Genomic DNA, 11,488 nt, shown 5'->3' with positions numbered 1-11,488 from the left:
CGAAGGGGCGATTGCCCGGCAGCATGATGTCCAGGCGATTCACAATCTGGTGAAGAGGTTCTTTACGCTCAAGCGCCATGCCAACAATACACCAGACCATCATTTCGAGGGGAAGACGGCGCTTGCGTAGCGTTACAGTACCTGATTCGGCAAGGCAACGAGAGATGAGTTCGGGGTCGAGGTAATCCCCCAGAGAAGTCAGTGGGTTACGCAGAGAATCGTAACGGGATACCAGATCAAGAGCCTGTCCAATGTGCATAAAAAAATCCGGAAACAAGTGAGCGTTTCCGGATTCTTACACAGCCACTGGATCGGTCAACTGATCCTTAACTGATCGGCATTAGGGATAATTCCCCGGTTTTTTTACGCCTGTTAATCAGCTAATGGCTGCGGGCGACCAATCAAATACCCTTGCAGATATTGCACCCCGAGCTTATGCAATAGCGCCTGCTGCTGTTGCGTCTCGACAAACTCCGCGACCACACTCAATGACTTCGCTTTCGCCAGATCGGTAATTGATCTCACAATCATCGCATCCAGCGTGTTCGTGACAATATCTTTCACAAAGACGCCATCAATTTTGATGATATCAGCCTGCAAACGCTTTAACCGTTCGTAGTTGGCATAGCCGGTGCCAAAGTCATCAATCGCAATCCAGAAACCAAACTTATGCAGCTGCTCGATGTTGTACATGCTGCTTTCTGCGTTAGAAAACGCCTGCTCCTCGGTGATCTCAAGAATGACCGCCTGCGGGGAGATGTGATAACGCTTAAACAGACGAATAATCCGCCCGGCAATATTCTTTTGCAGCAGCGTGAGCGGCATTAAATTGACTGAAAAGCGCGGTCCTTTTTTGTCGCAAGGGTGTGTTGCCAGCCACTTCAACAAGGATTCCAGCACTTGCAAATCAAAACGCGCGCTAAGGTTAAACTGAGCAATAAGGGGCAGAAACTTATCCGGGGTCATAATGCCGCCGTCATATTTCAGTCGCGCGAGGATCTCATCATAACCTTCACCCTCTTTGTTGCGAATTGGCTGGGCGTAGAGCAGCAAATCACCCTGATATAACGCCGTGCGAATGGTATTCAGCAATAGCACCTGTTTAGTGGTCTGCCCGGAAACCATCTCCTCTCTGCTATCCAGCGCTAGCACATGATGATGTGCGCAGGATTGCTCCGCCAGCCAGCTTAACTGCCCCAACAAGGGTTGCAGGGTTTCCTGATTTCCATCAAAACGCCCCCAGGCAGCACCATAGCCCATATCCAGCCCGGTATTGTTCCAGTGAATTTGCCGACTATTCAGGATGTTAACCATATGCTGGAGTCGCCCTTCCGTTTCCGGCCCGCTCAGCACTAACAGCAGTTCACTACCCGGCAATTGATACAACTTTTCGTTTTCCTGCATCAACGGCAGCAGCGTACGGCAAATTGAGCGGATACAGTGAACGCGCATCATTAAGCCGTAATGACGACTCATAAACTCAAGATTATCAATGCGCAGGCAGCAAAAACTCTTGCCCGCCTCTTGCTCCGGCGCTTGTTCCAACGCACGGAAGTTGGGCAGGAGCGTTAACGGATCGGTCAGCGCCTGCAAATGCCAGCGGCGATTAAGCCATTCACTGCGATGATAAATGCGCACCATATAGAGCAGGCAAACGCTAAAGGAAATCAGCACCGCAAGAATAAATGCCAGCGAATATTCGGTTTCCACCCCTTGCAAAAAGTTCTGGTTGTAATTCAGAAGGCAAAGCGTTGAAACAGCCCAGGTGAGATTTAAAAACGGATAGCGAAGCTTACCGACCCCGAGGGTAAAGATGATGAAGAAAACGGGTACCAGGTAACCGGCAATAAAGTCGTTTTCATAAGGTGTGCACAACAGAAGTAGAAGCACGCTTAACGCTGCCAGCCAGCTTAAGGTAAATGCGCGTTTCTCTTTGCCCAACGACGGCGCGATATCCCTGCGCCACAATATCTGCGCAAAGTGGGGACTTACAATCATGCGAGTGAGATAGTAGAAAAGCATGTTGTAAATCAGCACAGCGGTGAAAAGGCTTAGCAAATCAACGACCGTGAAAATGGCATCCGCATCGCCGAAAAAGGTGGATATCTTTAGCGGGAAATCAAAGAAGCTCCCCACAAGATACATGCTGCATTTGATGCCGATCGGCGTCACCAAACCAAGCCAGAACAGACGTTGCCAGACATATCGGCTGGTCAATCCATAACGCCAACGCGTCCCCAGCTGCCAGCGTAATATTGCGCAGGCACACAACACGACAAACGTCTGGCTACCGAGCATGACCGCAGTCTGTAAAAAAGAGAGATGAAAGTTCCACAGATTGGTGCAAAACATCCCGCATAAAACGGGAACGACACCTCGCCAGCCAAAGATAAACAAGATTGACAGCATTACGCACAGTGGCATCCACGCCAGAAAGATATAACTGGAATGGATAATGGCAAGTGGCGAAATAAAACGGGATAGCTGAATAAGTACCACGGTGAGCGTAAACGCTAGTGTGAATATCTTGATATTTTTTATCAGGTTATGCTCCACAAACATGAGTACACTACTCTCACTGATCGGGGTTTTCAGGCACACAAATAATAAGTTTATTCGCATCGCGAAGCAAACAGGGGGCCAGCCTGTTGCCGATTTTTCATCCAATGATGCTTTCACCTGGCGGCACTAACCCGGACGTAGACTGTATTACAAAAGCGGCAAAAAGCAGAGACAAAAAACCCCCGCTTTGCAGCGAGGGTTGGAAATTTGGTGGAGCTAAGCGGGATCGAACCGCTGACCTCTTGCATGCCATGCAAGCGCTCTCCCAGCTGAGCTATAGCCCCGTCACGTAAAGCTTGTCGAGTTGACGGGCGGCATCATATGAATTCCGCCCGAATGTGTCAACGGCAAATTGCAACGTGTAGTTTCAATCGCTGAAAAATCAGGCAAATGAACAATTTTGGAAAACCGCTCGCATTCAGTAGTTATTCATGTCACGGTTTCCTGTAAAGTGGTGTTATAAAATGAACTACTAATAGACCCACATACATTCAGGGAATTGTTATGTTCAAGGAGAGGATGACACCAGATGAACTTGCCAGACTGACCGGCTATAGCCGCCAGACCATTAATAAATGGGTACGCAAGGAAGGCTGGACAACGTCACCAAAACCTGGCGTCCAGGGTGGCAAAGCCCGACTGGTTCACGTCAATGAACAGGTTCGTGAATATATTCGCAATGCTGAACGTCCAGAAGGTCAGGGAGAAGCGCCTGCCCTTTCTGGTGATGCGCCGCTTGAAGTATTGCTGGTGACACTGGCGAAAGAGATGACGCCAGTTGAACAAAAACAGTTTACATCCTTGCTTCTGCGGGAAGGGATTATCGGATTGTTACAACGCTTAGGGATTCGCGATAGCAAATAATATGAAAAGATTACGCAATAAAATGACCACCGAAGAACTGGCTGAATGCCTCGGTGTGGCTAAACAAACTGTTAACCGTTGGATCAGAGAAAAAGGCTGGAAAACGGAAAAATTTCCCGGCGTGAAAGGCGGTCGTGCCAGACTTATTCTGGTCGATACGCAAGTTTGCGAGTTTATTCAGAACACGCCAGCCTTCCATAACACACCAATGTTGATGGAAGCTGAAGAGAGAATTGCTGAATACGCTCCTGGAGCACGCGCCCCTGCGTATCGACAAATCATCAACGCGATAGATAATATGACAGACATTGAGCAGGAAAAAGTCGCGCAATTTTTGTCACGTGAAGGAATTCGCAATTTCCTCGCCCGTCTCGATATTGACGAATCAGCATAAATAAAAAACGGCAGGATATTATCTCCTGCCGTTTATCTTTTATGCGCTAATTACTGCTGGTTTTCGCGTTCAGCAATAAAAGCCAGCGCTTTGTTGATACGCTCGATACTGCGGGTCCTACCAATTGCGTGAACGGTAACATCCAGTGCCGGAGACTGCCCCGCACCGGTTACGGCGACACGCAGCGGCATACCAACTTTACCCATACCCACTTCCAGCTCATCCGCCGTCGCCTGAATAGCGTGATGAACGTTTTCAGCGGTCCAGTCAGTAATCGCGGCCAGTTTGTCACGAACCACTTCCAGCGGCTGACGCGCTACCGGACGCAGATGTTTTTTCGCGGCGTCGGCATCGAACTCAGCAAAATCTTCGTAGAAATAACGGCAGCTCTGTGCCATCTCTTTCAGCGTCTTGCAGCGTTCGCCCAGCAGTTTCACCAGATCAGCCAGCTGCGGGCCGTTACGGGTATCGATATTTTCCTGCTCAATGTGCCACTGTAAGTGAGTAGCAACATACTCCGGCGGCAGCGCGTTAATGTAGTGATGGTTCAGCCACAGCAGCTTGTCGGTGTTGAACGCACTGGCAGATTTGCTGACGGCATTCAGGGTGAAGTATTTGATCATCTCTTCACGAGTGAAGATTTCCTGATCGCCGTGGGACCAGCCCAGACGCACCAGATAGTTCAGCAGTGCTTCTGGCAAATAACCGTCATCACGATACTGCATTACGCTGACCGCCCCGTGACGTTTGGACAGTTTTTTACCGTCATCGCCGTTGATCATAGAAACGTGCGCGTAAACCGGCACCGGCGCTTTCAGGGCCTTAAGAATGTTGATCTGGCGTGGCGTGTTGTTGATATGGTCTTCGCCACGGATAACGTGGGTGATTTCCATATCCCAGTCATCGACAACCACACAGAAGTTATAGGTTGGGGAACCATCGGTACGGCGGATAATAAGATCGTCCAGTTCCTGGTTGCTGAACTCGATCGGACCACGGATCTGATCGTCAAAAACAACAGAACCTTCCTGCGGGTTAGCAAAACGTACAACGCACGGTTCATCATCAGCGTGATGCTCATGGCTGTGGCGGCAGCGACCGTCATAACGCGGCTTCTCACCTTTCGCCATTTGCTCTTCGCGCAGCGCTTCCAGGCGCTCTTTAGAGCAATAGCATTTATAAGCAGTGCCCTCTTCCAGCATCTGATCGATCACCGCGTTGTAGCGATCAAAACGTTTGGTCTGGTAGTACGGACCTTCATCCCACTCTAGGCTCAGCCAGTTCATGCCATCCATAATGGCTTCGATAGCTTCCGGCGTGGAACGCTCAAGATCGGTGTCTTCAATACGCAGCACGAACTCACCGCCGTGGTTACGTGCAAAAAGCCAGGAGTAAAGAGCAGTACGCGCGCCGCCAACGTGCAGATAGCCTGTTGGGCTTGGCGCGAAGCGAGTTTTGATTTTCATGAAATGGCCTTACGTTTAGAAAGATGCCGACAACCGGCAAATCCTGGAAAAATTGAGTGGGCGATATTCTATCACTCCCGCCTGATTCCTCAATGTAGTTCGGGTTTCTACCTTACGCATTATTGTTTTCGTTGACAAATTGCGCAACACGGTCTGTTTTGCGATCATCTTGCTTAAATTTACGACGAACGAACAATTTCTTTAGAAAATGCGTTGACTCATTTTGAACTCTCCCTATAATGCAACTCCACACAGCGGGGGGTGATTAGCTCAGCTGGGAGAGCACCTCCCTTACAAGGAGGGGGTCGGCGGTTCGATCCCGTCATCACCCACCACTTCGGGTCGTTAGCTCAGTTGGTAGAGCAGTTGACTTTTAATCAATTGGTCGCAGGTTCGAATCCTGCACGACCCACCAATGTAAAAAAGCGCCCTAAAGGCGCTTTTTTGCTATCTGCGATTTGTAAGATTGATTTTTCTTCTCAAGTTCCTTGTTCTTCTACCGATATTACCTCGTACAGTGACGAGGACTGAACAATGGCCACTATCTCTTCAACTTCAATTCCTTCCATACAAACACAGAGTAGTAACAGGGCATCACAAGGTAGCGATGTTGCTTCACAAATCGCGCGGATAAGTCAGCAAATCATCAAACTCACTCAACAAATTAAAGAGATTGTAGACACTAGCGGCAGTGCTGAAGACAAGCAAAAACAGGCCGAATTGATTCAACAGCAAATCACCCTACTGGAAACACAACTGGCGCAGTTGCAGAAACAGCAGGCAGAAAAGGCGCAGGAGAAAGAGCAGCGTTTGTCTCTGAATGTATCCCTTCTAAATCCTGTTGAAAAAACGACTCATATCGATATCTATATCTGATACAACGGATCCCCTTCCCGACCAGCCATTAGCGCATTGCCCTGGTCTCGTACCACGTCCCATAACGCTTCAGCGGCGGTGGAAAGTGAACGGTTCTTCCTGCGCACCAGCATCAACTGGCGTTCAACAACCGGCGTAATGCGCTTTACCACCAGTGGGCTACCTTCAGGCAATGGTAGCGCCAGTGCGGGAAGAATACTGATGCCGATGCCTGCGGCTACCATCGGGAACAGCGTCGCCGGATGTCCAATCTCCTGCACAATATTCGCCTGAATACCATTGCGCGCCAGCGCTGCGTCAATCAGCGGTCGGCTGCCTGACGCGTAATCCTGCAACACCAATTTCGCTCCCTGTAATGCCTGCCAGGGTACATAATCTTCCACGGCCAAAGCGCTATCGCGATGGCAAAGCAGAAAGAAAGGCTCGGAAAGAATCGCTTCACATTGCAGATCGCCCACTGGGCCTGGATCGATGACGATGCCAAAGTCGACATCTCCCTGGCGAATACTTTCCATCACCCACTGCTGCGGACGATCGTGCAGGACAAACTGAATATCTGGATAGCGGCGATGGCTTTCAGCAATGCATTGCGGAATAAGATGCGCGGAAATGGTCTGGCTGGCAGCGACCCGAACTTTTCCGCTCAGTTGTTGCCCCATACGCCCGGTATCGCGCAACGTGCTGTTAAGTTCATCCAGCAGTCGCTCAAGACGCAAAGCCAACTGCTGCCCTGCATCTGTAAGCACCACTTCACGCGTGGTTCTGTCCAGCAGGCGAACACCAGTATGATTTTCCAGCTCCTTCACACTGTGACTTACTGCCGACTGGCTCAAGCCGATACGCTCTCCTGCACGACTAAAACTTTTCTCCTGCGCTACTGTGACGAAAACCTTTAATTGTTTTAAAGAATAATTCATCTGTTTTCTTCATGAATGGATGCAATAAATCAATTTTATTTCTCAAACTGAAAGAAGCACAATAGAACCATCGATCATCTGGAGTCTTTATGAAACTTTTTCGTATCCTCGATCCTTTCACCTTAACCCTGATTACGGTGGTGTTGCTGGCCTCTTTCTTTCCGGCCAGAGGCGATTTCGTCCCCTTCTTTGAAAATCTGACCACCGCAGCTATTGCCCTGCTGTTCTTTATGCACGGCGCGAAGTTGTCGCGTGAGGCGATTATTGCTGGCGGTGGTCACTGGCGACTGCATTTGTGGGTAATGTGCAGCACCTTCGTGCTGTTTCCGATTCTGGGTGTACTGTTTGCCTGGTGGAAACCGGTAAATGTCGACCCGATGCTCTACTCCGGTTTTCTCTACTTGTGCACTCTCCCGGCTACCGTGCAGTCTGCAATCGCCTTCACGTCAATGGCGGGCGGTAACGTCGCGGCGGCGGTTTGTTCTGCGTCAGCATCCAGCCTGCTGGGGATTTTCCTTTCACCATTGCTGGTTGGTCTGGTGATGAATGTTCACGGTGCAGGGGGCAGCCTTGAGCAGGTCGGTAAAATTATGCTGCAACTGCTGCTGCCGTTTGTGTTGGGGCATCTTTCCCGGCCGTGGATTGGTGACTGGGTGTCGCGCAATAAAAAATGGATTGCGAAAACTGACCAGACGTCCATTCTGTTGGTGGTTTATACAGCGTTCAGCGAAGCCGTCGTTAATGGTATCTGGCATAAAGTTGGCTGGGGATCATTGCTGTTTATCGTGGTGGTCAGCTGCGTTCTTCTGGCTATCGTGATTGTAGTTAACGTCTTTATGGCACGCCGACTGGGCTTCAATAAGGCAGATGAAATTACTATCGTCTTTTGTGGTTCGAAAAAGAGTCTGGCAAATGGCATCCCGATGGCAAACATTCTGTTCCCCACATCGGTGATCGGTATGATGGTGCTGCCCCTGATGATTTTCCATCAGATCCAATTGATGGTCTGTGCGGTGCTGGCGCGTCGATACAAACGCCAGACCGAACAGTTACAGGCGCAGCAGGAAAGCAGCGCCGATAAAGCTTAAAGCGGACGCTTCAGGGGCTGGACCAGTTGCGTCAGCCCCTCGGTTTTAATCAGCAGCGTGATTTGCATTAGCTCACCGAGCTTCCCTGCCGGGAACTCATCTTTGCGGGCAAACCACAGCAGATACTCCTCCGGCAGGTCGATTAAGCGACGCCCTTTGTATTTGCCAAACGGCATTATCGTATTGGCCATTTCAATCAGCTGCTCTTTTTCCATCTCAGCTACCCAGCAAACGCAGCATTTCCGCTTCGTCGATGACTTCAATGCCCAGTTCCTGCGCCTTCGCCAGTTTAGATCCTGCAGCTTCACCCGCAATCACCAGATCGGTTTTCTTCGACACGCTGCCCGCGACTTTCGCGCCCAGTTCGACCAGTCGAGCTTTAGCGTCATCACGCGACATCTGGCTTAAGCTGCCCGTAAGCACCACGGTTTTACCAGCAAACGGGCTGTCAATCTCTTCCGCGTTGATAACGATCGGCGCAGGCCAGTGAACACCTTCCGCCAACAGCTCGCTGATGACATTGCGGTTGCTTTCTTCGGCAAAGAAGTTGTGAACGTGGGATGCAACGACAATGCCAACATCAGGCACCTTTTGCAGCTCTTCAATCGAAGCGGCTTCCAGCGCTTTCAGCGTGCCGAAATATGCCGCCAGACCTGCTGCGGTGGCCTCGCCGACTTCACGGATGCCAAGTGCATAGAGGAAGCGAGCAAAGGTGGTTTCTTTCGCTTTTTCCAGCGCGTTAACCACGTTTTGTGCCGATTTTGGCCCCATACGCTCCAGTCCGGTCAGTTTGCCTGCGGTGAGTTTGAACAGATCTGCCGGAGTGTGGACATATTCTTTTTCAACCAGCTGATCGATGATTTTGTCGCCCATTCCGTCAACATCCATCGCACGGCGGGAAACAAAGTGTTTCAGCGACTCTTTACGCTGCGCACCGCAAATCAGGCCACCGGTACAGCGGGCAACCGCTTCACCTTCCACACGCTCAACGTCAGAACCACATACCGGACAATGCGTCGGGAATACAACCTCACGGGTATCTTCCGGGCGTTCAGAAAGCACGACGTTAACCACCTGCGGGATCACGTCGCCAGCGCGGCGAATCACCACTTTATCGCCAATGCGTAAACCAAGACGTTCGATTTCATCCGCATTGTGTAAGGTTGCGTTACTCACCAGCACGCCAGCAACATGGACAGGTTCCAGACGCGCAACAGGCGTAATCGCGCCAGTACGCCCAACCTGAAACTCGACGTCACGCACAAAGGTCATCTGCTCCTGCGCCGGGAATTTAAACGCTACCGCCCAGCGCGGGGCACGCGCGACAAAGCCAAGCTGCTCCTGCTGTTCCAGTGAGTTGACCTTAATCACCACGCCGTCGATATCAAAGCCCAGCGTCGGGCGGTCTTCTTCCACTTTGTGATAGAACGCCAGCACTTCTTCCGCCGATTCACAAAGCGTTACCCGATCGCTGACCGGCAACCCCCACTTTTTAAATTGCAGTAAACGGCCAAGATGAGTATCCGGCAGCTCGCCACCTTCCAGAACACCAACGCCATAGCAGAAAAAAGTGAGCGGTCGCTTCGCTGTAATACGCGGATCAAGCTGACGCAGTGAACCAGCTGCCGCATTACGTGGGTTAGCAAAAACTTTCCCGCCCGTGCGTCGCGCATCTTCGTTAATCTTTTCGAACCCCGCCTGCGGCAGGAACACTTCACCACGCACTTCCAGACGCGCCGGGATATTCTCTCCATGCAGCTTCAGCGGAATGGCGCGAATAGTACGCACATTAGACGTGATATCTTCCCCGGTGGTGCCATCGCCACGGGTCGCGGCACTGACTAAAACGCCATTTTCATACAGAATACTGACGGCAAGGCCATCCAGCTTCAGCTCACAGCACCAGGTGACTTTCTCGTTGTTTTTCAGACGGTCCTGCACACGTTTGTTGAAAGCAAGAAAGCTTTCTTCATCAAAAACGTTATCCAGTGACAGCATTGGTACTTCATGGCGTATCTGGCTGAAAGCCGCCAGCGGCGCAGCACCTACACGTTGGGTAGGCGAATCAGGCGTAATCAGTTCTGGATGTTTAGTTTCCAGCTCGCGCAGTTCGCGCATCAGCCTGTCGTATTCAGCGTCGGGAATTTCCGGCGCATCCATCACATGATAAAGATATTCATGATGGCGAAGCGTCGTTCGCAGTTCTGTCAGTTGTTGTTCGATTGATTCCATATCGCACCATCAATGCTAAAAACCCCCCGACAAGCGGGGGTTCGAAGAGGAGTTAATTTGCCTTAAGTGTATCAGGCGTTGGCGTCTTTGACTTCGCGGATGATGTCCTGGTACTCGCGCAATTTCTGCGGAGTCATCATACGGCGCTGATCGTCAAGCACGACACCGCCCACTTCATCGGCAATATGCTGCGCAGATTGCAGCATCAGCTTGAAGTTCTGCAGCTCGTCACCGTAAGACGGTACCTGCATAAAGATAGTGACACCCGGAGTAGTGAAATCCTTCATTTCAGGATCAAAGGTTCCCGGTTTCACCATATTCGCCAGGCTGAATAACGCCGGGCCGCTGCCATCCGGGCTAAGATGACGATGGTAAATATTCATATCGCCAAAAATGAAGCCCGCTTGTTGAATGCTGTTAAGAAGCAGTTCACCGTTTAGCTCGCTACCGTGATGCGCCGCGACGTTCATGATAATCACCGCTTCTTTGCGCTTCGGTTTATCCATAACTGGAGCCGGTTCCGCTACAGGCTCAGGCTGTGGTGCCGCTACGGGTTCTGCAGGCTGGAAAGCCTGTTGTGCCGGTTGCGGTGCTGAATGCACAGGCTGCGGCGCTGGCGCGACCTGTGGCGAAACTGGCTGCTGCAACGGCTGTTCAGGCTGCGGCTGATAGGCAGGCTGCTGCACCGGCTGCGCTGGACGCGGAGCATGTTGCGGCGGTACCTGCGCTTCAGGCGGCTGCTGGACCGGTTGACGCGGCTGCGCAGACGCATAAGGCGGTTGGTACTGGTGTTGCGGCGACGGACGAGCAGCCTCATGCTCCTGAGCGTTAGCCGGGGCATGATTCACGCGGTGAACACGAACCTCACCAACGCCCTCATCATCTTCGACATCCTCGTCATAATAATCGTCGTCACGTTTTGACTTCATTCGTTTTAATGGCCGATCGCGGAACATAGAAGATCGTTCTTTACGGCTGGTCCAGAAACCATGTACCAGTAAAGCGATTATGGCGATCGCGCCAACAATGATTAATATCAGACGCAAATCCTGCATCATTATATTCTCTGTTGTTCTAACACCTTGCCAC

General features: G+C 51.1%; 11 protein-coding genes and 3 tRNA genes. 6 read left to right on the top strand and 8 right to left on the bottom strand.

Annotated elements, in window-relative coordinates; all coding sequences use genetic code 11:
* The 3 genes from BGK49_RS14740 to BGK49_RS14730 all read right to left on the bottom strand — a co-directional run.
* Positions 1 to 277 (bottom strand): transposase domain-containing protein (locus tag BGK49_RS14740; RefSeq protein WP_024249094.1); only part of this gene is annotated, 277 nt, incomplete at its 3' end.
* A gap of 95 nt (positions 278 to 372) precedes the next feature.
* Positions 373 to 2,562 (bottom strand): bifunctional diguanylate cyclase/phosphodiesterase, encoded by a 2,190-nt coding sequence (locus BGK49_RS14735; protein WP_005043438.1) that lies wholly within the window; start codon positions 2,560 to 2,562, stop codon positions 373 to 375.
* Between the two features lie 208 nt (positions 2,563 to 2,770).
* Positions 2,771 to 2,846: transfer RNA gene (locus BGK49_RS14730), tRNA-Ala, on the bottom strand.
* A 220-nt stretch (positions 2,847 to 3,066) separates the two neighbouring features.
* Here BGK49_RS14730 and BGK49_RS14725 point away from each other — a divergent pair.
* Both BGK49_RS14725 and BGK49_RS14720 read left to right on the top strand, forming a co-directional pair.
* The gene (locus BGK49_RS14725) at positions 3,067 to 3,426 is read left to right on the top strand and encodes a YfeC-like transcriptional regulator (protein WP_000472021.1); all 360 of its coding nucleotides are present in this window, start codon (positions 3,067 to 3,069) and stop codon (positions 3,424 to 3,426) included.
* A 1-nt stretch (position 3,427) separates the two neighbouring features.
* Entirely contained in the window at positions 3,428 to 3,820 is a 393-nt protein-coding gene (locus BGK49_RS14720; RefSeq protein ID WP_000826503.1) for a MerR family transcriptional regulator, read from the top strand.
* Positions 3,821 to 3,870: 50 nt separating this feature from the next.
* Here the strand turns inward: BGK49_RS14720 and gltX are convergent, their stop codons facing one another.
* Positions 3,871 to 5,286, bottom strand: a complete 1,416-nt coding sequence (gltX, locus tag BGK49_RS14715) for a glutamate--tRNA ligase (protein WP_000695657.1) — start codon at positions 5,284 to 5,286, stop codon at positions 3,871 to 3,873.
* A 259-nt stretch (positions 5,287 to 5,545) separates the two neighbouring features.
* On the opposite strand from gltX, the gene BGK49_RS14710 reads away from it, so the two are divergent.
* The 3 genes from BGK49_RS14710 (at position 5,546) to BGK49_RS14700 (ending at position 6,162) form a co-directional block, all read left to right on the top strand.
* Positions 5,546 to 5,621 (top strand) — tRNA-Val (locus BGK49_RS14710).
* Positions 5,622 to 5,625: 4 nt separating this feature from the next.
* Positions 5,626 to 5,701: transfer RNA gene (locus tag BGK49_RS14705), tRNA-Lys, on the top strand.
* Between the two features lie 119 nt (positions 5,702 to 5,820).
* Positions 5,821 to 6,162: a FlxA-like family protein gene (locus BGK49_RS14700; protein WP_000201413.1), complete on the top strand. Its 342-nt coding sequence runs from the start codon at positions 5,821 to 5,823 to the stop codon at positions 6,160 to 6,162.
* Here BGK49_RS14700 and BGK49_RS14695 read toward each other — a convergent pair.
* Positions 6,153 to 7,079: a LysR family transcriptional regulator gene (locus tag BGK49_RS14695; RefSeq protein WP_001109794.1), complete on the bottom strand. Its 927-nt coding sequence runs from the start codon at positions 7,077 to 7,079 to the stop codon at positions 6,153 to 6,155. The genes BGK49_RS14700 and BGK49_RS14695 overlap by 10 nt on opposite strands.
* Before the next feature lie 89 nt (positions 7,080 to 7,168).
* Between BGK49_RS14695 and BGK49_RS14690 the strand changes: the two genes are divergently transcribed.
* Positions 7,169 to 8,167 (top strand): bile acid:sodium symporter family protein, encoded by a 999-nt coding sequence (locus tag BGK49_RS14690; protein WP_000765617.1) that lies wholly within the window; start codon positions 7,169 to 7,171, stop codon positions 8,165 to 8,167.
* On the opposite strand, the gene BGK49_RS14685 is transcribed toward BGK49_RS14690, so the two are convergent.
* The 3 genes from BGK49_RS14685 to zipA form a co-directional block, all read right to left on the bottom strand.
* On the bottom strand, positions 8,164 to 8,382 hold the full coding sequence (locus BGK49_RS14685) for a DUF3820 family protein (RefSeq protein ID WP_000410206.1): 219 nt from the start codon (positions 8,380 to 8,382) through the stop codon (positions 8,164 to 8,166). The genes BGK49_RS14690 and BGK49_RS14685 overlap by 4 nt on opposite strands.
* Before the next feature lies 1 nt (position 8,383).
* Positions 8,384 to 10,399 (bottom strand): NAD-dependent DNA ligase LigA, encoded by a 2,016-nt coding sequence (gene ligA, locus BGK49_RS14680; RefSeq protein ID WP_000443668.1) that lies wholly within the window; start codon positions 10,397 to 10,399, stop codon positions 8,384 to 8,386.
* 71 nt (positions 10,400 to 10,470) lie between these two features.
* Complete coding sequence (gene zipA, locus BGK49_RS14675; protein ID WP_005030504.1) at positions 10,471 to 11,457, bottom strand: cell division protein ZipA; 987 nt, start codon at positions 11,455 to 11,457, stop codon at positions 10,471 to 10,473.
* Between the last annotated feature and the right edge of the window lie 31 nt (positions 11,458 to 11,488).

Origin of the sequence: Shigella sp. FC1544 (genome assembly GCF_001722145.1) — a bacterium.
GTDB lineage: Bacteria > Pseudomonadota > Gammaproteobacteria > Enterobacterales > Enterobacteriaceae > Escherichia > Escherichia coli.
This window is presented reverse-complemented; position numbering and strand designations above follow the sequence as displayed.

Coding starts and splice junctions, on each gene's coding strand:
- BGK49_RS14735 (WP_005043438.1), bottom strand. CDS start 2,562: ATGTTTGTGGAGCATAACCTGATAAAAAATATCAAGATATTCACACTA.
- BGK49_RS14725 (WP_000472021.1), top strand. CDS start 3,067: ATGTTCAAGGAGAGGATGACACCAGATGAACTTGCCAGACTGACCGGC.
- BGK49_RS14720 (WP_000826503.1), top strand. CDS start 3,428: ATGAAAAGATTACGCAATAAAATGACCACCGAAGAACTGGCTGAATGC.
- gltX (WP_000695657.1), bottom strand. CDS start 5,286: ATGAAAATCAAAACTCGCTTCGCGCCAAGCCCAACAGGCTATCTGCAC.
- BGK49_RS14700 (WP_000201413.1), top strand. CDS start 5,821: ATGGCCACTATCTCTTCAACTTCAATTCCTTCCATACAAACACAGAGT.
- BGK49_RS14695 (WP_001109794.1), bottom strand. CDS start 7,079: ATGAATTATTCTTTAAAACAATTAAAGGTTTTCGTCACAGTAGCGCAG.
- BGK49_RS14690 (WP_000765617.1), top strand. CDS start 7,169: ATGAAACTTTTTCGTATCCTCGATCCTTTCACCTTAACCCTGATTACG.
- BGK49_RS14685 (WP_000410206.1), bottom strand. CDS start 8,382: ATGGAAAAAGAGCAGCTGATTGAAATGGCCAATACGATAATGCCGTTT.
- ligA (WP_000443668.1), bottom strand. CDS start 10,399: ATGGAATCAATCGAACAACAACTGACAGAACTGCGAACGACGCTTCGC.
- zipA (WP_005030504.1), bottom strand. CDS start 11,457: ATGATGCAGGATTTGCGTCTGATATTAATCATTGTTGGCGCGATCGCC.